Genomic DNA, 21021 nt, shown 5'->3' with positions numbered 1-21021 from the left:
CTTTTATGTTGGGACGAGTGTTATTCTTTAACTGGCTTATACAGGCCATCAAATACCATTTGCCATTGCGCTTGCTGGTCGGTTTTGTTTTGCCATAGTTGACGTACCGAGCCATCTTTATTAGCTGTCCAAGTTATCCGCTCATGCACTTGCTGACCCGCTTTGTTTTTACGTATACCAGCAAGTACCATTGCGCCATCGACTACATTACCTTCAAGTGTTAACAGCAAACCTGAATTATCAACCCAAGTTTGATGCCATACTCCCCGTGTCGCATCATAAATATTTAAGCTCTCACCAGAGAACCCTGATGGGGTTGTATAGCGTTCGTTAATCACACAGCCATTATGGGATTTGCTTATTTCATTATGTCCAGCCAATTTGTTATCAGGGGTATATACCTGCCATTTACCTAACCAAAAATCAAACTGGGTAAATGCTTTTCCCTCGCACTTAGCCAAACTACCAAAGCTTGAGCATAAGCATCCAATCATCAAAAACATCCGCAGCATCGCTTCACCTCTAAATTGTGACAAGCCATATTAATCATATGCCGTCAGTAGTTTTGTTCTGTTCGCTTTTCTTTGGGGTGCAACCAGTCAAATGAGCGATACAAAAACTTTTCTGCGTCTTTATATACGACTTCTCCATGAGACATAATGATTGTTTTTGGTTGCCAAGCAATCATATCTTCCACATGTTCTCTCGCTAAGTCTTTGTGAAACGAAAAGCTCAAGCGCCAGTCAAGCGGGGTTTTACCATTAGGCGCGATAATCCCCGCAAATTTTGCCAACCAACTTTTTGGTGGCTCAAAGGCGTTTTCCGAAAAGTTTTCAATTAAGTCTGTCACAATCAACGTGTGTGAAGGACGATGAAAAAAGACTGCTTCTTCCATTGCCGGTGACCCCGTAAAAAGTAACTGGGTAACGTCATCTGGCCAAGGAGGCGAAAACTGCTCAGTTAACGTGTCATCAAACTTAAGATCGCTGCGCTTTTTAATGACTTCTGCAGTGCCCAAGGTACAGGCTTGAGGAAACTGCAGCTGCCAATCTTTAATATATAAATGATGTAATTCGTTTGGGGCAATAAGATATTTTACTTCGCCAAGTGATTTAATGTGGCTAAGCACATGTACATCAAGCTTGATAGGGCTATGCACCCATAGTGACTGATCTGCAAAACGCACTACGGTCATGCGTGTGGTATAGGGAAGCGAAAAATACGACACTGCTTCTCCGTCAAAAATCCAAATATTATCAGCTATTTTATTCATAATACTCTCCTTAGACGTTACTCCTGCTAGTCAATACTCCTTCACTATCAGGTGAGTAATCAAAAATATCAGTCTGACAGTCAACACATTAGCCATTACTTTATTAACACACACTTAAGACAAAACTATGTACCTCAGTTAAAAGCGAGGTTAGCCATCTTGTTGCTTGCTCATTACCTCTTCCATTGCTTGCAGAATTTGCTCTGTACTTAAGTCTTCTTTATGGGTGCCTATGGTCCAAACATGACCAAACGGGTCTTCTAAAGTTCCCGCTCTGTCGCCATAAAACTGGTCGTGCACTGGGCGCATTTCTTTACCACCCAGCGCCAATACATTAGCAAATACACTATCAACATCTTCCACATACAACATCAAACTAACCGCTGTGCCACCAAGCGAATGGGGATCGTCAAAATGAACCTCTGCGCATTTGTCACTGAGCATAATATGTGAGTCACCGATTTTTAGCTCAGCATGGGCTATGCCACCATCAGGAAGGGGTAATTGGATCACCAACTGCGCATTAAACGCTTGTTGGTAAAACACAATTGCATTAACCGCCCCATCAACAATTAAATAGGGCGTGATACTGTGATAACCGTGCGGAATCGCTTGCGTGGCCATCAAGTGCTCCTGCCAAAAAACCATCCTTTTAGGTTAGTTTAAAATGGCTATTTTTTCACCTCCCCTTATAAAGCAAGCAGGCTTGTACAAGCCAATTATTTTACCAAACCACATTTAAAAACCATGCTTACGTTAAGCGCATGGCGACTTTTTCAATGCCGTGTGAAGGAGTAAAACGTTTGGTTATTACAAATCCATGCTTGCGATATAAGCGGATCGCAGGCTCGTTAACAGCAGCGGTTTCTACAATGGCTTGAGTTGTAGCAAACTCGCTCAACACATAACGCATCAGCTTATCGGCAATGCCTTTTCTAAAAAACTGAGGGTCAACGGTAAGACTATGAATGTCTAACGTTTGCTCGGCAACCTCAATTTCGATTACCGCAGCAAGCGTATCTTGCTCAAAAAAGCCATAAAAATCACTGGGCGAATTACTAATATCTGCTGTCGTTCGAGACAAAGGCGGAAAGTGTTCAGTGCCAATCAACTGCGCTTCAATTTTATACGACTGCTGAAAAACATGATAAATCCTTTGTGCTTCATCGCGATTCTGGTGAGTGAGTTTAGCTATCATCTTCATCCTTACTTGTTATTTTTATTATCAGCATTTGCAGCGTAAGGCATCATAACATTGACGCCACATGCCCTGAACAGTTAAATTTATTTGTTGTGCCGAGAGTAATTGATAAAGAGTAATTGATAAAGGACAGGCACTCGAATTTACTCAACGACCAAAGAGTGATTTTAGATTATGGAAAGCTACCTTTTGGGAACGTGTAGGTTAAGTTAAATGTGAGTTTGGTATATTAAAGGGTCCAAGGCGCGAGATTTAACCGAGTTCCTTTTTAAGTATCTTTTTCTATTAGTGTGTGTCCTTTATATATCCTGAGACTGAATAGCCTTGCTCTGTTACCAAAGCAACTGCTTCTTGCTTAAATTCGGTTGTATAAGATTTATTTTTACGTTTTGTCATTTAACACCTCAATATCAGAACATTGTCCATTATTAAAGTGTCCTGCTCAATTAAACCAGTTCAAAATAAGGCATTAAGTTAATCAAGTATATGAGGTTAACACAGCTAGTGCGCCAACCTCATTATGCAGTATTAGGTACTTTTATTTAACAAAATACAGCAGTTGATCTTGATGGTACCGAGAACTTTCATCATTGCCATAGGGCCATACATCAAATCTGGTCTTTGAATGAGGCGCTTGTATCACTGAAGCTCCTTGATAGGTATAAGTTTGAACACGAGTGGAGTCTTTATCGCCCAATATCACGCCAGAGAAATCCCATGATACATCGCAGTTCGTGTCTTCATGGTGCCAGATTAATCCATAGTCACCTAGCGTGGATAGCTGCGCTAGGTCATCCTCCGTATAAATGTTTCGACAGTTTGCATTTTGTACTTTTGCCTGATAAATCTGGCTAATTTTGCCATGTTCATCTTTGAACATCATACCACCAGTTACAGTGGCTCGCAGTGCCTGCCATCGCTCAGCTTTCATGACTGAAAATTCATTCGGTGAAATCAACTCACCCACCTGAATGTTTTCAATGTTGTCTTTATGGTTTGCGAATAGTGTCCAACCACCACCTTGGTAGTCCATATCGCACCATACTTTAAACGCTTGTACACCTACATCAGCGCCATCAGGGTCTACTAGATAAAATCCAGTCGTTGCTTGTGGTGTCTGTGTAATGATATCTAAGCAGTTTCGACCGACAGGGGTGAGTTTATCTTCCAGAGCCTGAATACGATCTAAAGCGATTAACAATTGATTAGACACTGAGTTATATCTACTTTCCAAACTCACTAAGTTACTTGATAAGGTTTGGTATTGAGTGTTTAACGTATTGTATTGCGAAGTTAACGTTGCAAGTTGCTGCGATAGTTGCAGTGTTGAATCTTGCAAGTCATGTGCTATTGAATCAACATAGCGCTTAGTGACCAAATGGTTATCTTGCAATGGGTCATCTGCTATTGCATTACCTTGAACGTGCAATGCTTCACTCGGTGAGCTTATACCGATACCTACATCTTTACTCGTTACCACACTGCTTGGTTGTTCTATCCATGATGAGGTTGTTTCCGCTTGTGTCGACATTGCTGTCATACCAAGCATGACAGCCAGATATACTAGATTAAATCGGTTTCCGTTAAATTCCATCACTATCTTCCTAAGTTTACATCTTTTAAAAGGATCATAAAGGACAGGGATCATAAAGGACAGGCACTCGAATTTGAAACTTTAAGTGACTTTTCTATACTTAGGGTTCTTCAATCAAATCCAATTCTCAGTTCAAGGAGTGAACGATGGGATTAGCAAGGAAGTGTCAAATCAGTCTATCCGATACTAAATATTATCACTGTGTTTCGCGTTGTGTTCGCCGTGCGTTTTTGTGTGGAGAAGATAAGCTAACTGGCAAATCGTACGAGCATCGACGAGGCTGGGTAGAGGAACGCTTGCTGTTTTTAGCGCAGGTGTTTTGTATTGATGTCTGTGCCTATGCGGTGATGAGTAATCACACTCATATTGTGCTGTATGTAGATGATAAAAAAGCACAAAGATTGAGTGATAGAGCAATTTTACTACGTTGGCATAAATTGTTTAAAGGCACACTGCTCAGCCATAAGTATCTCAATGGTGACGCGTTAGATGAAGGTCAGCGGTTCTTTTTAAGTAAAGATATCAAAGAGTACCGAAACCGCTTATCAAGTATTAGTTGGTTTATGCGTGTGCTCAACGAAAACATAGCCCGCCGTGCCAACAAAGAAGATAAATGCACAGGCCATTTTTGGGAAGGGCGATTTAAATCTCAAGCTTTGCTGGATGAGTCGGCACTACTGGCCTGCATGGCATATGTAGATTTAAACCCAATACGAGCCAAAATGGCACTGACCCCAGAGCAATCAGAACATACCAGCATCCAAAAGCGCTGTGAAGCTGCCACATCAGGCAAACAACCTAAACAACTAGCCCGCTTTGTAGGTAGTCCCAGAAAACATATGCCAAAAGGGTTACCTTTTGAGCTGAAATCTTATCTAGAGCTGGTTGAACTCACTGGAAAATGCATAAGAGCAGATAAACGAGGGCACATAGAATCACACCAAGCCCCCATTCTAAAACGCCTCAATATTCAGGCCGAAAACTGGCTAAAACTGACCACCCAGTTTGAACGTGTTTTTCATGGTGCTGTAGGCAAAGCGCATTCGTTAGATATGTACTGTGAACGTGCGCAACACAAACGACGAAGCAGTATAAAAATCAGTAAAATGCTGTTAACTTAACCTCAATAAGTCAACCTAATCTCCCAGACCTCGCTAAGGCATAGACCGAGGTGCGATAAAATATGCGAGTAGCTTTGTAATTTCAATGCAATCAACGACCAAAGAGTGATTTTAGATTACGAAAAGTTACCTTTGGGAACGTGCAGGTTAAGTTAAATGTGAGTTTGGTAAATTCAAGGGCCCAAGGCGCTAGATTTTAAGTGTCTGTCCTTTTTAACATTTTTCAAGGCGCTAGATTTTAAGTGTCTGTCCTTTTTAACATTTTTCAAGGCGCTAGATTTTAAGTGTCTGTCCTTTTTAACATTTATCAGGCAAACAACCTAAACAACTAGCCCGCTTTGTAGGTAGCCCCAGAAAGCATATGCCTAAAGGTATTCCATTTGAATTAAAGCCTTATCTAGAGCTGGTTGAACTCACCGGAAAATGCATTAGAGCAGATAAACGAGGCTACATAGAGCCACACCAAGCCCCCATTCTAAAACGCCTCAATATTCAAACTGAAAACTGGCTAAAACTGACCACCCAATTTGAACATGTTTTTCATGGTGCTGTAGGCAAAGCGCATTCGTTAGATATGTACTGTGAACGTGCGCAACACAAACGACGAAGCAGTATAAAAATCAGTAAAATGCTGTTAACTTAACCTCAATAAGTCAACCTAATCTCCCAGACCTCGCTAAGGCATAGACCGAGGTGCGATAAAATATGCGAGTAGCTTTGTAATTTCAATGCAATCAACGACCAAAGAGTGATTTTAGATTACGAAAAGTTACCTTTGGGAACGTGCAGGTTAAGTTAAATGTGAGTTTGGTAAATTAAAGGGCCCAAGGCGCTAGATTTTAAGTGTCTGTCCTTTTTAACATTTTAACAGTCCCGCAAGTACTGTGGGAGCCTACCCGCAACGAAGTGCTATACATCGTCAATCAAGACGCACAATCCATAAAAGTGGTTGTAAGGTTTGAAGGTAAAGGCACCGAGCTTGATACGGTAATCAATGTATCTAAGGTCGATAGCACAGCAATTGAGCAAGGTGTAATTGGGGGCTTGTATGAAAGGTGGCGATAGGGTGAGACTCGAACTCACATCATATATGCAGTGCATACAACCGTTACCCATTGGAAACACTACCACCACCGATCATTATTACCCAAGCCCAAAGTGATTACAATATGACCAGTAAAATAGCCATACTCACACACGGCGATGCAACCCAAGTACTCAACGAGATAGCAGCAATACTTGAGGACGCAACCGAAGATGCGTTTGCCCAAGAGCGCAGCCCTGTTACAGGCGAAGCATGGCTAGCTCTGAGCGAAAACTACCTGAACTAATAGGGTCATCTTGCACTTTGCTTTCCAACTCAAGTTTATCAACGTCCGCTTTTCGCTCGATTGAGATCCTAACTCTAACTCATTTAGGGTAGAAACGAGTTACGCTGATGGTCCGCTGTTGGCACCAATACGACTCACAGGCTTGATGCCAAATAAAAACTAACAGCTCCAAATCGATAACCAACCGCCTCATTTATGCTAATCAACGCCGAATGGCGTGGCTTTGCCACTTATCTACCTACTGCGATGTAATCGTAGATACAAGGTTGGATATGCCGAAGGCGTCATCCAACATGATTAAAGCCACAACAGGCAAGTTTTAATATGTTTATCCTTAACTTTTTGACTATTTGCAATATTGTATTAATCACTCTTCCGTGTAGCGCATATGGTTGAGTTGTTAACAAGCCCAGCTCACTTTAAGGTATTTTAACCAAATTCATGGTGATACGCTTATTACCTAAAATTAAATCACTAAATTTATTATCCCAATAAACAAATTAATAAATATACACTGCACAGCACACATTAAAAACCTGATAGCAATTAACCTTTACCGTTTATTTTGTTAACATATTGTTTTTCCCACAATAAAGCTGACTCAGCAGAATTTCTGCCATTTAAAGAAACGCACTACTCGTTTTAAACGTCCCATATATTACTTTTAAATATACTAAATTCTAAAATAATATTTGACATTATTAGTTTTTCTCAATTGATGACGTAATTATGTTCGGTACACTTCGCTTTGAGTTAGATGGCTGGCTGTCTTTACGTATCTGCAGCAACTAGTTCACCCCGCAATTAATAATAAAAAAATAAATTATCAAGGGATCCCTATGACCTACAAATTATCACCTGTTCGAAGTGCGGTAACGACAGCACTACTAATGATGTCTGGCGCAAGTATTGCTGCTGATACTAATAAAACTGATAACAAACAAGAAGCACAAGAGATTGAACGCGTTGCCGTTACTGGCTCACGCCTGTTGAGACCAGCACTAACCTCTTCTTTACCTATCACCACAGTCACCAGCGAAGATATTGCCTTAAGCGGACTCACCTCTATCACCGATGTGTTTACGCGATTACCTGCAATGAATGGTCATCAAGTATCTATTGATGAAAACTTTGGTGCGGATGCACGAAACAATGACGGCAGACAAAAAATTCAGCTTCGAGGCCTAGGCTACGCGCGTACCTTAAACTTACTCGATGGTGTTCGTATGGCCGCCGATACCGATGGCTCAGTGGATATATCGATTATTCCAACTACCATGCTTAAACGAGTCGACATTAAAAAAGGGTCGGCGTCTGCAATCTATGGCTCTGACGCCATTGCAGGGGTGGTTAACTATCAATTACTCAAAGACTTTGAAGGCATAAAACTCAGCGCATCAACGGGGATCAGCGAATACAACGATGCACCAACTCACACCATCAGCTTTGTAGGCGGCTCAAGTTTTGACAAGGGCGGGTTTACCTTAGGTATAGAGGCAAAAAAAATAGGCACATATAACCGTGGCTCTCGCAGCTTTTACCACCCAGATCGAAGTGATCAAAAAATCCGTGGCATTTTTGAAGGGACTAACTTTTTGAGTATTTATGGTCCCGATGGCAACTTTACCTATGCTGATTGTGACCCCGATACAGCCACGGCCACTTATTACATGATGCACCGAAACAACGGTACCGATGGCAGTGATTCATCTGACTTTTCTCCTTTTTCTGCAACCTATAAAGGACAAGTAGGTCAGGCATGTTGGGAATTAGAAGAGATTGCCCAAGAAGAAGCCGAGAAACAATACAAAGAGGCGCATGGCTATAACTTCCAAGGCGAAACACTCGATGCCTCAAAAAGAACCGAGTACAGCATTTTACTCAACACTTACTATAACTTTACCGACACCCTAGAGGGCTCTTTTCAATTGCTTTACGCTGACAAAGAGAACTACGCTCAAGAAGCGGCTGCGGTCGTATCAGGCCTGTTTGTAAGCAAAGACAACGAGTTCAATCCATATGGCCGTGATGTGCGCATGAACCGCCGTTTAACCAACCTAAATAAACGAAATACCACAACGGTAACAACCCCTTTGCACATGCGCTTTGGCTTAAATGGCGAGTTATCTGAAAGCTGGACTTGGTCAACAGACTTAGTACACAGTAGTTACGAAGCTAAAACAACCTACCCTGCGGCATTAAATAGAACCCTGCTGCAAGATAGCCTTAGTGGCCCCGAGGTATGTTTGCCAGAGAATAATTGCTCTGCGCTTAACCCATTCTTAGATTTAGAGCAGCTTAATAGCGAGCTGTTAGATGCCATTATGATAGAGGGCATTTGGACTGAGCATAAAGCCACCACTAATACCTTTAACTTAAGCGCTGTGGGAGATGTATACGAACTACCTGCAGGCAATATTCAAGTTGCAATGGGTATTGAGTATCGCACTGAAGAAGCTAGTAACAAATTTGATGACATTCGAGGCGAATATAAATTGGTCGGTAACTTAGCGCAGGAAGAAAGCAACATACCACCAAAGCGCAAAATAAAAGAAGCTTACATCGAAACCAGTATTCCTTTACTTGAAGATGCTTACCTTGCAAAGCATTTGAGCGTTGAATTAGCAATGCGCTACTCAAACTACAGTGATTCAGGCTCGTCAAGCACACCATCGGCCAATATTTACTGGAAACCCATTGAAGAGTTGATGGTTCGAGCAAACTACTCTGAGGGGTTTAGAGCCCCTACGCTGTTTGATTTATATCGTGGCCGAGAAGTACTCACTGATAGATGGTACTCAAACTCCTCGGATCCATGTAGCAAAACAGGCTGGGAGCAACTAGCGCTGTGTAAGAGTTTTGGCGCCAGAGTGGCTAAGGCTGAGCCTTATCAATGGTCGTTTGAAATGGGTGGCAACGAAAACTTAAACCCAGAAACGTCCACATCGCGTAATATTGGCTTGGTATGGACACCAGAATATCTCAAAGGGTTTACGGCAACGTTAGATTTTTGGAAAGTCGATATCGAAAATGCACCAGAGCGTTTAACACGGGTTATGCTACGCGAAAACGCACGCACCAATGGCGAGTTATTTGCTGATTTAATCCAGCGTAATCCTACAACCCATGTGCTAGAGCACTATAAGAGTATTATCATTAATATCGGCAAAACGCGTTCTCAAGGGTATGACTTAGACTTAAACTACACCTTCCCTGAGACAGCGCTAGGCCAATTTAGAGCCAGCTACTCATTGGCTGAGATCACTCGTGGTGAAAATCAATATTTAGGGGATGACGAGTGGACTCCTTCAATCGGACGTTACAATAATTTAGAGACTAAACAATCGTTTGGCCTATTTTGGAACAAAGAAAACTGGAGTTCATCATTTACCGTTGCCTATGGCAGCAAAGCGTTTAACTCCGATGAAGATGACACGCTGGATTTAAGCGATGTGGCAGAAAAAGACAAATATAGAGAAGCCAGAGAGTACGCCAGAAGTTGGTCACCCTCTTATGATTTAAAAACCTTCACCGTCGGTTATGATGCCGAAGAATATGGCCGTTTAAATCTCACCGTGCAAAACCCGTTTGGCGAAACACCGCCATTTTTAGATGACGCGCGTGGCTATGACCGAGGACCAAACCCAAGAGGGCGTTACTACACCTTGTCTTGGTTTAAAGAGTTTTAATTTGCTATAAAACCCACAATCTTTGGTGGTCAATATTTTGGCCACCAAAGGTTGGCCCCCAAAGGTTGGCCCCCAAGGATTGGCCAATAATCTAGGCTAAACCTGTCGACTTACAGACTCGATAGCGCTGCTGAAGCATCGACATACATGCTATTTGTTAGCTTTTATTGAATACCCGCCCAAGCGTTGCAATTCACCACCTCACTTAAACTCCAGACTCATTCGTAGATAATGACAGGTAGCAACATTGCACGGGCTTAAAGCATCACTGATATTTCACCTTAGGAGCCTTTAATGTAAGCTTAAAGCACTCTAGGGTTATTCACCGCGCTTACCCCTTGCCAGTCTTCTAAGTCTTGCTCCGGTTTTTCTTCTCTAAATTTGGCATATAGGGCTACGCCCATTGGATCTTCCAATATCTCTACAGCCACGCCTTTGTCTTGTAGCAAACTTTCATTGCCAGAGGCATTGGTTACATCACCAACCACCACTTTGCTAAAGCCACGCATGTAGAGCAAAGTCGCGCATACATCACACGGGCTTAAACTGGTATATAAAGTGGTTTTACTAAAATCAATACGTCCTGCATCGCGAATCGCTGAGGTTTCACCATGGTTGTAAGGGTGGTCCTCTTGTACCAAGGTGTTATGGCCCTTACCGACAATCCTTTTAGTTAAGTTATCAACAATCACCGCACCAATTGGGCACCCCCCTTCTTGATAGCTTTTTTTAGCTAATAAAACAGCAATGCGCATGTAATCTGCGTCGTTCAGTGCACTACTAAATTCACCACTTATCAATACAGGTAGACTACGAGTAGGCATGTGAGCTACAGCATCAAGAGCTGCATCATTGATTTGCGTGCGTTTAGTTAAAATAGCCATATTCAATTCCTTATTTGGTGCTAGCTTAATACCCAAAGCATAGCGTTCTCACACTTTTTTGCCCGCCTTTGGCTCACCAATAGCCTCAATATCTACTAAATTCCAAGGTAGATCTTTTTGCCGATAAATACGTTTTTGCAGATTCGGGTAGTCTCCTACATCATGTGCCAAGCGCTGCCCCACTACAATGCACTTAAACGTCACGCTACCTGTATTAACAATGGTGTGCGCTTCACCGCCGGCACGATAGCCAATAAAGTCACCGGCTTTTATTGGGTAACGGTGCTCGCCGATTTGTGCGGTAGCATCACCTTCAAGCACAAACACACATTCATCTTCGTGGTAATGCTTATGAAATTCCGTAGATTCTCGACCAGGTTCCACTTCAATAATATGAAAGCCAAAACCTGTTAGGCCAGTTAAATCACCTAAAGATTTATTGGTACGCTGTGCATTGTCATTTAAAAAATGCGTTTTAGATATGCCAGGTAAAGCGTCTATTTCTTCGCGTGTTATTAAATACTTATCCATTACTTACCCCTAAAATTACCCTTGTGGGTTCACAGTAGCATAGATTCATTTTGCGAAATATTTGAAAAACCAAGTGAGCGGATACTCACTTGGTTTCAGAAGGGTTACTTGATAGAGCCAACAACAAAATCAAGAACTGGATTACCCGAAGAGCGATAAGTTAAGTCAAATAACGACTGTGGCTTGGGTAACATACCGCGTTCAACAATTTCCGAGATCACGCTTAAGTCCAGCAAGCCCGCTTTACCCATCAATAGGTTATCCAGCGGGTTGAGCTTCGCATAATGCAATACATCCCTAAAACCTTTTAAGTACAAATGATCTTTGGTAAAACCACCGCCTCGATACACTCGCGCTGTAAGCGTAAATGCAGATTCTCTTTGCATCCCATGCTCTTCAACAAGCATGTGGAATGTTTTCTTAAAATTACCGTGATCAAGCATATGCTGCACAGCAATAACTCGTAATGCCAAGGTTTTTAAACGCCCAATGGTTAAGCTACCGGAGCAATACTCACTGTAAATTGCTAAGCCTTCTTGTGAATGGGTGTTCCCAGCCAATCCAAGCGCAAAAATCTTCAAAGGCAGTTTTTTAGCGATCAGCGTCGTCAACATATGAATCCCTAGCTCATGATAAGCATAGGCATGCAATTCAGGTTGAGTAAATTTGGCATCTTTATTGACCATTAACAGCGATTTTTCACTATTAACCATGGCCTTTGCAACAACCTTGTTAGACTTTTCAATGCGACATACTAAGCCCCATTGCTCAGCCATTTTCTTGAAATACTCCACCGCATCATCAGCATTATGCTCAACTTTATGTTGCTCAAGCTCACTGTTGTTTAAGTGCAAAATAAATTTTGCGTTATCAACATCAGCGGTCTGAGGTGCGCCATAGTATTTCAACGAGTTATACAAAAAGTTTTCGCTACCTATGGTGCTCAATAAGTCAATTTTATTGGCCAAGTTATCAATAACATGGCGATACAGCTGCTGAATATCAGCATCCATGATCTCATCTACAGGTAACTGATACAGATGCTCTCTAAACTTGTATGGATTAATATTGAGCTGTTTATAATTGAACTCAGGGTTCACATTCGGGTTTTTCAAAAAACGGCTACGTTCAGATGCAATATTCACTGGGTTGATATAGTTCAGCGTTTCTACATTTTTACATAATGCAAAAAGTGCTTTGTCTATTTTCAGCACATCAGGACTAATAGACGAAGACAATACATCCGCTTTTTGGGTCGTTCTGCGCTTACCATAACGACGTGCAAAATAAGCTGCCGTCTCACTGACCGCATTCTTAAAACCCGCTTTAAGCTCTTCAAGTACCAATGGATACACCTCACCCGAGGTTTCATCCATAAATACTTTTTTCACTTCAGTAGGCAGTACCAACGTGTTGTCAAAGTGCGCATTAACGTGTGAGATCAAGTAGCCTCGACCTTGAAATACTTCATCTGTTGCAGCACGCACATCTATGTTAGGCAGCTCAATTTTATTTAGCTGCTTTTCAAATTGCTCTGCTACTTTACCCCAACGCTCAACATCAATCTGGCTAGAGCCAATATTAAAAGTCGGCGTGTCTCGCTCAATACGTTTGTAGTTGTATGAGTGAATATCAAAGATGATGGCATTTTTAAAACGATGTTCTACTTCCGCAACAATCGCCTCTAACACGTTATAAAATGCCTGATGCTTTTTATGACTTTTTGCACGCTGCGCGCTGCTCAAAGGCTTTTTCCAAACCTGCTTGTTCCATGCTGTTTTAAAGTAAGTCGATAAGGTTTTAGCGCGGTTTAGGTCGTATTCAAAGCGTGAGTCATTGCCAATCAATTGGATTGGAAATGACGAAATAAGCTCATCTGTATAAGGGTCTTCTTCAAAAAAACGCTCTTCTTTGGTAAGTAAAAACGATTTTTCAAGGTCACTACGCAAGTTGTGACCATTGTGAATAGCCGCACAAATGATAGGCGAGTATTCATCTATCTTGATGATGAAGGCACCAGACTCAACTCCGGCATGAAAACACTCACCTTTTTTGATGAGTTCAATACATTGGCTCTCAGACAGCGTTAGCATCTTCAATCACCTGTCTAAACTCTGACTTACGACTACGTACTAACTCTTTGGCATGTACAACGCTTTCAACAAAATCAATCACCTGAGACTGCAAGCGAACGCGGTTCAACTTATTAATACGTACAATACCGCCAGGGCTTAAGACATTAACTTCGATAAGTTTACCGCCGATCACATCGATACCCGTAAAATACAAACCATCACGTACTAGTTTAGGACCTATGTACTTACACAGTTTCTTCTCTTGTAAAGTCAATTTGTGTTTTACCACACGGCCACCAGCGTGCACATTGGCACGAACATCATTGGCATCAGGAATACGTTTCATTGCGCCAATCGGCTCGCCGTTTAGCATCAAAATGCGTACGTCGCCTTCTTCAGCACCTTCAACATAGTCCTGTAAAATGACGTAGTTACTGCCTTTACCGTGCTCATCACCACCAATGTAAAAATCAAGCAATGAACGGAAGCTTTGACGGGCGTTTTTCTCAAGTACGATAACGCCTCGCCCACCATAACCGTCTAACGGCTTTAAGATCATGCGGTTGCTTGATGACTCTTCAAAAATACGCTCAAGATACTCGCGGTTCTTAGACACGTGTGTCGCAGGAATAAACTCACTCGCAGTATCTTGGAATGATGCGGTATAGATTTTATTGTTAGCAATACGCAAACCATCTAAATCGTTCATGATAAACGTATCACCACGTACTGAATCTAAAAAGTTAAGTGCCAACGTATCCAATGGCGGGTTTGCACGCATAATGATGGCATCAAATCCAGCCATAGGTAATTGTACGCGCTTAAATTGGGCATTTTTGTAAAAACTAGGAATGTTATCCGGGCATTTGTTGGCTTTTGTGAATACATCACAAAATGCACTGGCAACACTGTCACGAATGGTTAAATTGTTTACCGTTGCAAGTGCCACAGTATGGCCACGCTTTACGCACTCATGGATTAGTCGTAACGTTGAGTCGTTTTCTGGCTCAACTTTATTCCAAGGGTACATAATAAAACAAATTTTCACAGGCTTTAGTCTCTAGTAGCTAATTAGTAATGCCAATATTGGCGGTACATTAAAGAAGCGTAGAGTACAAAATAGTGCTCCAAGGTGCTGAGAAATATTTTTATCGTTACGATAAAAAAACTTATCGAAAAAAATTAGCTATATTCATCAACCTTTAACGCGCTTTTGCATCAAGCAACATCCCAATTCCCAGCGTCGCTATGAGTGTTGCACAAGCGCGATTAAAAACGCGTTGAATAGATGAGCGACTCAACCTGCTTTGCAAACATGACCCTATCGCGGCATAAATACTGATCGCCGTGAGTTCGAGTAATAAAAACAAACCGCCCAATTGCATAAATTGCCCGCCAACGGCTGTGGCTGGGTCAATAAATTGTGGTAAGAATGCGGTAAAAATTAATATCGCCTTGGGGTTGCCCAGTGCCAGCAAGCACTCTTGCTTGGCAAGCTTAACCGTCGACTCATGTGGTGCTGAGGTTTTGCTCAAAACACCATTTACAGACGCACGCCACAGCTTAATTGCCAGCCAAAATAAATAGCCGGCACCGAGGAGCTTAACAGCAAAAAATAGCCATTGTGACGTGAGTAAAACCACGGCTAAGCCACTGGCGGCCAGAGTAATCATGATAGCAAAAGCCACTAATCTACCTAATCCGCCAAAAATGGCCTTTGCTAAGCCATAGCGCTGAGCATTATTTAATGCCAACAAGTTATTTGGGCCCGGAGCCATATTCAGCGCAAAGCATGCAGGGATGAATAAGAGTAAAGTAGAAAAAGTCATATAAATCCTTTTAAAACCGCTATTAATTCGAGTGTGCATGTTGCAACACACATGTATTTTTCAAGACTATCGTAATATGCAAACGTTTTTGCTATAAAGGCGCTGTTAGCAGTTTATGAAACACAAAATAACCATAAAAATAAACTTAAGGATGAAAATGCACCATATTTTAAGCACCATTGCTTTACTAAGTTCTATGAGCACATATGCTGAACTGTCATCAATACATGATATCGAGCGCGACCGCCATATCCCAATCGAAATCAGCGCCCCTCAGAATGCACAAAATTGTACCCAGATTCAACCATGTAAAGTAGCGTTTATTGGTGCAGGCTATCGCGTTGAACATACTCAATATCAGTTTATTTCCACACAGCTTAACCAATTAGATTATTTAACAGTAGCCATTGGCCATGAACTCCCCAGCGACCCACCGCTTTCTGTTGAAGGCAATTTATATGAAACACGCATGGAAAACTGGCAACGCGGCGCTAAAACCGTTTCAGTCGTAAGAGATTATCTTGCGCCTAAATTTCCAAACTACGACTTTGACCACCTCACTCTAATTGGGCACTCCAATGGCGGAGATATTTCAGCTCTGCTAGGTAATTCAGATGCGCAATATGTGAATACCATTATTACCCTTGACCACCGCCGCGTCCCTTTACCTAGAACAAATAAAATAAACATACTCTCAATTCGTGCCAGTGACTATCCAGCTGATCCTGGGGTACTGCCCACGGACGCTGAACAGCAGCAATATGGTAGTTGTATCGTGAAGATAGCCAAGTCTAGGCACAATGATATGAGTGACTATGGCCCTAACTGGCTTAAAGCACACATCAGTAAAATCATTGATGGCTATGTGAAGAACATTCGCTGTGACAAATTACAGAAGATCTGACAAAAAAGGGCCATGCGGCCCTTTTTAAAATCGACAGAAAGATTAATCTAAAATGGTTAGTTTACTCACACTGCGAACTCCAGCATGGCTCATGTAGTCATTTTTAATGCCTTCAACACGTAAACGCTTACCTAATAGGCTAGGGTTTAGTTGTGGGCTAAATGTACTGCGCTGCGAAGACTCAAGCTTGATATAAAGCGTATTCGCACTGTTGTTATCATCGCTTAATGCCAATGCATATTGACCATTGACAGCTGCGCTAATCACACCAGCTACGACTACCGCTTGACCGTTGTTCATTGCCAAGACATCCGATACTGACAAGTCACCACTTGGGTCTGGTTGTGATGTTCCGCTACCATCGAAGATTTCAATTACGCTTACCTGACGAACACCCGGTGCACTCATGTAACTATCGCGCACACCTTTGATCAACAATTGCGCATCTAGAATAGAAGGGTTTAGCTGTGGGCTAAACTGGCTGCGTTGCGACTTTTCAAGTTTTACATTGATAGTAAAGCTTGGGTTGTTCGCGTCTTCTAATACCAATGCATAAATATCGTTAAGTGCTGACTTTACGCGGCCTGTCAGCTCAATTGTTTCACCTTGTGCTGTCGCTAATGCTTGCTCAACAGACAGCGCTGTAGGGGCAATGTGAATATCGCTCACATAACGAATACCTGGGCTACCCATGTAGCTGTTACGTTTACCCGTTACAATGATATTTTGGTTAAGAATGCTTGGGTTCAACTGCGGGTTAAAATCAGCACGCTGACTACTTTCAAGCTTCACATAAATACTGCTTGCTGGATTGTTCAAATCCGTCAAATTCAAACCATAAATACCGTTAACTGCTGCCGTTACTTTACCGATAACCGCTAATTCAGTGCCGACTGTTGCCGCAAGTGCTTGCTCAACAGATACAGTGCTACCCGGTGTAGGCGTTGGATCAGGGTCTGGGTCTGGATCTGGGTTAGTTTGTCCATCACCAAATGGCGCGTTGAACGAGTTGTTTTTGTAAGTATCGGTATTCCAAGCGTTAAAGCCGCTTGCAGGACTACCCCAAGGTTGCCCGTTGTTTGGATCGCTAAACTCTTGCGTTGCCATCGGCGTAGGCGTTGCAACACCGCTTACACGACCATTAGACCCATCAAAGTATTGATAACTTTCTGGCGTTGCTAACCAATTAACAATATTGACCGCAAGTACTGCCGCATTGCCAGAGTCAGTCCACCCTGGATAGGTTTTTTTAGTATTACCGTTATCTTGACGGCGATATTTAGGTGTTGCATCTTCAATGGGTGAAGAGTCACCGATAAATGCAGCTTTACCTGCACCCGATTTAGCAATTGCTGCATAGGGGCCTTCTGCCGCACCACCAAAATATAAACCTTGGTCTTTTGCATGTTTCCATTTTACAGGTGTATCAGAAGGTGAAAAGTACACTAAACCTTTGGCTTTTTGAGGGTCAACAATCGCAAGGGTTGCACCTGCCGCCATTAAGATTGGCTGTACACCTTGTGTGATCCCTTCGGTTTTTGAGCTCTCAACAACGCCACTGACACCTTGCTTGTAGTCCACTGCGTTAAAACGAAAACGAATACCAAAGTTTTCAACTAACCAACCTGCATTGGCACTTTTAGGGTTACGCCAATCACCGTAAGCGCCCCCCATGTTGTATTTGCTTAAATCTGAACGGTTATAACCGTTAAATACTTCTGTAGCATCCCAAGTATTTAAGTTGCGGTCAGCATCATAGTGATCGGCAACAAAAAATATGCCTTTACCAGCTGCAACAAATTGCTCTAAGGCCGCTTGTTCACTCAAAGTGAATGGTCTATTTGTTTCAGCTAGAACCAATACATCGGCATTTTTAATTGCATCATAAGTAATAATGGCTTCATTTTGGTTTGTGCCATTAACGCGATCATCATAAAAGCGAATACGACCATCATTATTAAGGTCAACACCGCGATACTCTTTTACGGTGTAGCCTTCGCGTACCAGAGCATCAGCAAAATCAGAAAAACCACCGTCGATCACCCAGTCAGCATTGCCTTCAACACCACCATGTGACACATCAAAATAAACCGTTTTGCCATTATTATTACTCACTGACGGCGTTTTTACCGGCGCAATATTGTTCCAGCTATATGCATCAGCCGCAAAAGCCGAGCCGCTGGCAATACTTGCACCTAGTAGCAACGCCAAAGCGCTGTTTCTATACATAGGTTTCATGTTTAAGTTCCCGTTATTGTTTGAAATTCCTATCACTTTGCATAACAAAGACTGCAGCTAGGGGTCATCATGAGCAGCCCATCAGTAAGGCTGCTCACTTTGTGCTAGATCAGCACAAATTACTGAGGTTGAGTTAAATCAAGCTGGTAAATCGCAAAACCATCTTCATTAACTTCAGTTGTAGGAATGATGTGACTGAATTGCTGTGCATATGCTTTTGCATCGTCACTATTTGAGCTGGCAAAGAGAATCTGCACGTTTGCAACAGGCGCAAATGACCAGTTCATATCAGCCGATGGGTTTAAGCCTTTACCATTATTTTTGCTACTTTGGTAAGCAATGTAGTCGGCTACCACTTGGCGGTTTTCATCTGGTGAATCAACAACAATTTTATCCGCTGTAATCGCTGGGAAGTTACCACCACCAGACGCACGATAGTTATTCGTTGCAACCAAAAACTTTTGCTCTGCATCAACAGGTTTACCTTGGTATTTAAGCTCGACAATACGCTGGCTATCAGACACCTTCTCTCCTGTTGCGTTATAACGAGCAGGTTGAGTGACATCAATTTGATAGGTTATGCCATCAATCACATCAAAGTTATAAGAGGGAAACTGTGCATTGATAAGCATCTGTACATCAGCACTACTTGTATCAATTTGTTGGAATTGAGCCGCTGACATTTCTAGCCACTCTTTAACTTGCGCACCGTTTAGCTTTAGCACTTTCAATACATTTGGATAAATGTACAAGTCAGCTACGTTACGATAGGCAATATCACCCATAGCGATAGATGTATAATCGTCAGCCCCACCACGGCCCGATCTAAACGGCGCCCCCGCAGATAAGATAGGTAACCCCTCTAATTCTGTGCCTTGCACGATTTTTTGGGTATACCAAATTTGTGCGTCTGTTACGATTTGGATTGAAGGGTCATCATTTACGAGCGCAAAATAACTGTTTACTGGTGCCGCAATTTTGGCAAAGGGTGCATTAACCCAATCTCGTGTCTCTTGGTGTGCTTGGGTTATTGCAGACTCAACTTGCGCATCGTTTTCAACCAGTGCGATTGTGGCACGGTTTTCATCGGTTTTATAAATCGGCTGTAAAGAAGACTGTGAGTCGCTCACCTGCCATGCACCTGATTGATACTCCAGCGTTAAATCAATCACACCTAGGTTATTTCCCCAAAAACCTGGCATCACAGCTGCTACACCATTAATCGTGCCTTTTTCAATATCGACACCGTGCTCTACTAGGCCTTCATAACGAGCGCCAGGAAAGTTAGCATGCGCGTGACCAAACATGATGGCATCTATGCCTTCAACTTTAGACAAGTAGTAGCTTGCATTTTCAGCCAAAGGTTTGTGAGCACTTACCTCTAAGCCAGAGTGTGGAATAGCGACGATTAAATCAGCCCCTTCTTCTTTCATTTTAGGCACGTATTTATTCGCCATTGCAACGATATCTTTGGCGATGACTTTGCCTTCTAAATTCGCTTTATCCCACTGCATAATTTGTGGCGGTACAAAGCCAATAAAACCAACTTTAATCGTGTGAATTTTTCCTTGTGTATCTTTGAAGGTTTTATCTTGGATCACGTAAGGTGAAAACAAAGGCTCGTCATTGTTTGCATCATCATCACCATCGTCTTTAAATACGTTGGCCGAAATGTATGGAAAGTTAGCATCGTCAATCGCTTCGTTTAAAAACGCTAAGCCAAAGTTAAATTCGTGGTTACCAATATTCGCCACATCATAATTTAGCGTATTCATTGCAGCATATACCGGGTGTACATCGCCATCAGCCAAATTTTTAACCTTAGCCATATAGTCGCCCAACGGACTACCTTGGATTAAATCGCCGTTATCAACCAACACTGAGTTAGTGGCTTGCTCTCTTGCTTGGCGAATAAGCGCCGCCGTTTTTACCAGACCCACTTTATCGTCTTGCTTATCAGCAAAATAGTTATAGTTTAAAAGATTAGCGTGTAAGTCGGTTGTTTCTAATAAACGTACTTCTATCTTTGTACCCTCACTTACAATAACTGGTTTTGACACCTCAACTTTTTTCACAGCTTTGCTATTGTCTGAATCTGAACAGCCAGCAAATAATGCGCTTGAGCCACACAATATTGCTAATGGTAATAACTTTGTTTTCATAATCCGTGCTCTTTGTTTTATCTAAATTAGAGCAAGTACTATAGAGTGGAAAAAAGACAATTAGGCGAATTATTCATGGCAAATTGATGCCAGAATTATGACTTTTAGGTACAAAATAATTGTGTGTTTTGCTATAGAGACTTGACAGGTTTCTTTTTAGGCACTAAAGAGATACACTCAAACTTATAT

General features: G+C 42.1%; 18 protein-coding genes and 1 pseudogene. 6 read left to right on the top strand and 13 right to left on the bottom strand.

Translation table 11 applies throughout. The annotated features are described in order from the left end of the window. Nucleotides 1-20: 20 nt before the first annotated feature. The 6 genes from HG263_RS08005 to HG263_RS07980 form a co-directional block, all read right to left on the bottom strand. A complete protein-coding gene (locus HG263_RS08005) occupies nt 21-512 on the bottom strand; it encodes a hypothetical protein (protein WP_246239903.1) in 492 nt (163 codons plus the stop codon). A 44-nt stretch (nt 513-556) separates the two neighbouring features. Then, nucleotides 557-1273, bottom strand: a complete 717-nt coding sequence (locus HG263_RS08000; RefSeq protein WP_171625546.1) for a DUF4336 domain-containing protein — start codon at nt 1271-1273, stop codon at nt 557-559. A gap of 150 nt (nt 1274-1423) precedes the next feature. After that, entirely contained in the window at nt 1424-1897 is a 474-nt protein-coding gene (locus HG263_RS07995; protein ID WP_171625545.1) for a VOC family protein, read from the bottom strand. A gap of 127 nt (nt 1898-2024) precedes the next feature. Next, complete coding sequence (locus HG263_RS07990; protein WP_171625544.1) at nt 2025-2471, bottom strand: GNAT family N-acetyltransferase; 447 nt, start codon at nt 2469-2471, stop codon at nt 2025-2027. Between the two features lie 288 nt (nt 2472-2759). Then, the gene (locus HG263_RS07985) at nt 2760-2870 is read right to left on the bottom strand and encodes a transposase (RefSeq protein ID WP_171625543.1); all 111 of its coding nucleotides are present in this window, start codon (nt 2868-2870) and stop codon (nt 2760-2762) included. A 142-nt stretch (nt 2871-3012) separates the two neighbouring features. Beyond that, complete coding sequence (locus tag HG263_RS07980; RefSeq protein ID WP_171625542.1) at nt 3013-4068, bottom strand: fibrinogen-like YCDxxxxGGGW domain-containing protein; 1056 nt, start codon at nt 4066-4068, stop codon at nt 3013-3015. 146 nt (nt 4069-4214) lie between these two features. Here HG263_RS07980 and HG263_RS07975 point away from each other — a divergent pair, with 146 nt between their 5' ends. From HG263_RS07975 to HG263_RS07955, 5 genes and pseudogenes are all read left to right on the top strand, one after another. After that, nucleotides 4215-5189: a transposase gene (locus tag HG263_RS07975; RefSeq protein ID WP_171625541.1), complete on the top strand. Its 975-nt coding sequence runs from the start codon at nt 4215-4217 to the stop codon at nt 5187-5189. A gap of 310 nt (nt 5190-5499) precedes the next feature. Continuing rightward, a pseudogene (locus HG263_RS07970) lies at nt 5500-5832 on the top strand (transposase); the annotation flags it as partial. Nucleotides 5833-6032: 200 nt separating this feature from the next. Further along, on the top strand, nt 6033-6254 hold the full coding sequence (locus tag HG263_RS07965) for a hypothetical protein (protein WP_216628387.1): 222 nt from the start codon (nt 6033-6035) through the stop codon (nt 6252-6254). A gap of 104 nt (nt 6255-6358) precedes the next feature. Next, entirely contained in the window at nt 6359-6520 is a 162-nt protein-coding gene (locus tag HG263_RS07960; protein ID WP_246239902.1) for a phage virion morphogenesis family protein, read from the top strand. An 839-nt stretch (nt 6521-7359) separates the two neighbouring features. Then, nucleotides 7360-10209, top strand: a complete 2850-nt coding sequence (locus tag HG263_RS07955; RefSeq protein ID WP_171625540.1) for a TonB-dependent receptor plug domain-containing protein — start codon at nt 7360-7362, stop codon at nt 10207-10209. A 302-nt stretch (nt 10210-10511) separates the two neighbouring features. Here HG263_RS07955 and HG263_RS07950 read toward each other — a convergent pair whose 3' ends face one another. The 5 genes from HG263_RS07950 to HG263_RS07930 form a co-directional block, all read right to left on the bottom strand. Beyond that, nucleotides 10512-11093, bottom strand: a complete 582-nt coding sequence (locus HG263_RS07950) for a nucleoside deaminase (RefSeq protein ID WP_171625539.1) — start codon at nt 11091-11093, stop codon at nt 10512-10514. A gap of 48 nt (nt 11094-11141) precedes the next feature. Continuing rightward, entirely contained in the window at nt 11142-11624 is a 483-nt protein-coding gene (locus HG263_RS07945; protein ID WP_171625538.1) for a cupin domain-containing protein, read from the bottom strand. A 104-nt stretch (nt 11625-11728) separates the two neighbouring features. Continuing rightward, nucleotides 11729-13717, bottom strand: coding sequence for a flavohemoglobin expression-modulating QEGLA motif protein (locus tag HG263_RS07940; protein ID WP_171625537.1), 1989 nt, complete (start codon nt 13715-13717; stop codon nt 11729-11731). After that, nucleotides 13701-14747 (bottom strand): glutathione synthase, encoded by a 1047-nt coding sequence (gshB, locus tag HG263_RS07935; protein WP_171625536.1) that lies wholly within the window; start codon nt 14745-14747, stop codon nt 13701-13703. The genes HG263_RS07940 and gshB overlap by 17 nt, the downstream gene beginning before the upstream one ends. Before the next feature lie 154 nt (nt 14748-14901). Beyond that, on the bottom strand, nt 14902-15528 hold the full coding sequence (locus HG263_RS07930; protein ID WP_171625535.1) for a LysE family translocator: 627 nt from the start codon (nt 15526-15528) through the stop codon (nt 14902-14904). A gap of 157 nt (nt 15529-15685) precedes the next feature. Here HG263_RS07930 and HG263_RS07925 point away from each other — a divergent pair, with 157 nt between their 5' ends. Further along, complete coding sequence (locus tag HG263_RS07925; protein WP_171625534.1) at nt 15686-16432, top strand: alpha/beta hydrolase; 747 nt, start codon at nt 15686-15688, stop codon at nt 16430-16432. 42 nt (nt 16433-16474) lie between these two features. Here the strand turns inward: HG263_RS07925 and HG263_RS07920 are convergent, their stop codons facing one another. Further along, nucleotides 16475-18670 carry a DUF6359 domain-containing protein gene (locus tag HG263_RS07920; RefSeq protein WP_171625533.1) on the bottom strand — a complete coding sequence of 732 codons (2196 nt, stop codon included), beginning with the start codon at nt 18668-18670 and terminating at the stop codon, nt 16475-16477. Between the two features lie 119 nt (nt 18671-18789). Then, entirely contained in the window at nt 18790-20832 is a 2043-nt protein-coding gene (locus HG263_RS07915) for a bifunctional 2',3'-cyclic-nucleotide 2'-phosphodiesterase/3'-nucleotidase (RefSeq protein WP_171625532.1), read from the bottom strand. Nucleotides 20833-21021 lie beyond the last annotated feature (189 nt).

The sequence above is a fragment of the Pseudoalteromonas caenipelagi genome (assembly GCF_013140855.1).
GTDB lineage: Bacteria > Pseudomonadota > Gammaproteobacteria > Enterobacterales > Alteromonadaceae > Pseudoalteromonas > Pseudoalteromonas caenipelagi.
The sequence above is the reverse complement of the archived record's forward strand: the minus strand, read 5'-3'. Positions and strand labels throughout refer to the sequence as shown.

Excerpts from the sequence above, each read along its gene's own strand:
- HG263_RS07930 (WP_171625535.1), bottom strand. The coding sequence starts at position 15,528 with ATGACTTTTTCTACTTTACTCTTATTCATCCCTGCATGCTTTGCGCTG.
- HG263_RS07955 (WP_171625540.1), top strand. The coding sequence starts at position 7,360 with ATGACCTACAAATTATCACCTGTTCGAAGTGCGGTAACGACAGCACTA.
- HG263_RS07940 (WP_171625537.1), bottom strand. The coding sequence starts at position 13,717 with ATGCTAACGCTGTCTGAGAGCCAATGTATTGAACTCATCAAAAAAGGT.
- HG263_RS07950 (WP_171625539.1), bottom strand. The coding sequence starts at position 11,093 with ATGGCTATTTTAACTAAACGCACGCAAATCAATGATGCAGCTCTTGAT.
- HG263_RS07985 (WP_171625543.1), bottom strand. The coding sequence starts at position 2,870 with ATGACAAAACGTAAAAATAAATCTTATACAACCGAATTTAAGCAAGAA.
- HG263_RS07995 (WP_171625545.1), bottom strand. The coding sequence starts at position 1,897 with ATGGCCACGCAAGCGATTCCGCACGGTTATCACAGTATCACGCCCTAT.
- HG263_RS08000 (WP_171625546.1), bottom strand. The coding sequence starts at position 1,273 with ATGAATAAAATAGCTGATAATATTTGGATTTTTGACGGAGAAGCAGTG.
- HG263_RS07960 (WP_246239902.1), top strand. The coding sequence starts at position 6,359 with ATGACCAGTAAAATAGCCATACTCACACACGGCGATGCAACCCAAGTA.
- HG263_RS07920 (WP_171625533.1), bottom strand. The coding sequence starts at position 18,670 with ATGAAACCTATGTATAGAAACAGCGCTTTGGCGTTGCTACTAGGTGCA.
- HG263_RS08005 (WP_246239903.1), bottom strand. The coding sequence starts at position 512 with ATGCTGCGGATGTTTTTGATGATTGGATGCTTATGCTCAAGCTTTGGT.
- HG263_RS07915 (WP_171625532.1), bottom strand. The coding sequence starts at position 20,832 with ATGAAAACAAAGTTATTACCATTAGCAATATTGTGTGGCTCAAGCGCA.
- HG263_RS07925 (WP_171625534.1), top strand. The coding sequence starts at position 15,686 with ATGCACCATATTTTAAGCACCATTGCTTTACTAAGTTCTATGAGCACA.
- HG263_RS07945 (WP_171625538.1), bottom strand. The coding sequence starts at position 11,624 with ATGGATAAGTATTTAATAACACGCGAAGAAATAGACGCTTTACCTGGC.
- HG263_RS07975 (WP_171625541.1), top strand. The coding sequence starts at position 4,215 with ATGGGATTAGCAAGGAAGTGTCAAATCAGTCTATCCGATACTAAATAT.
- HG263_RS07980 (WP_171625542.1), bottom strand. The coding sequence starts at position 4,068 with ATGGAATTTAACGGAAACCGATTTAATCTAGTATATCTGGCTGTCATG.
- HG263_RS07990 (WP_171625544.1), bottom strand. The coding sequence starts at position 2,471 with ATGATAGCTAAACTCACTCACCAGAATCGCGATGAAGCACAAAGGATT.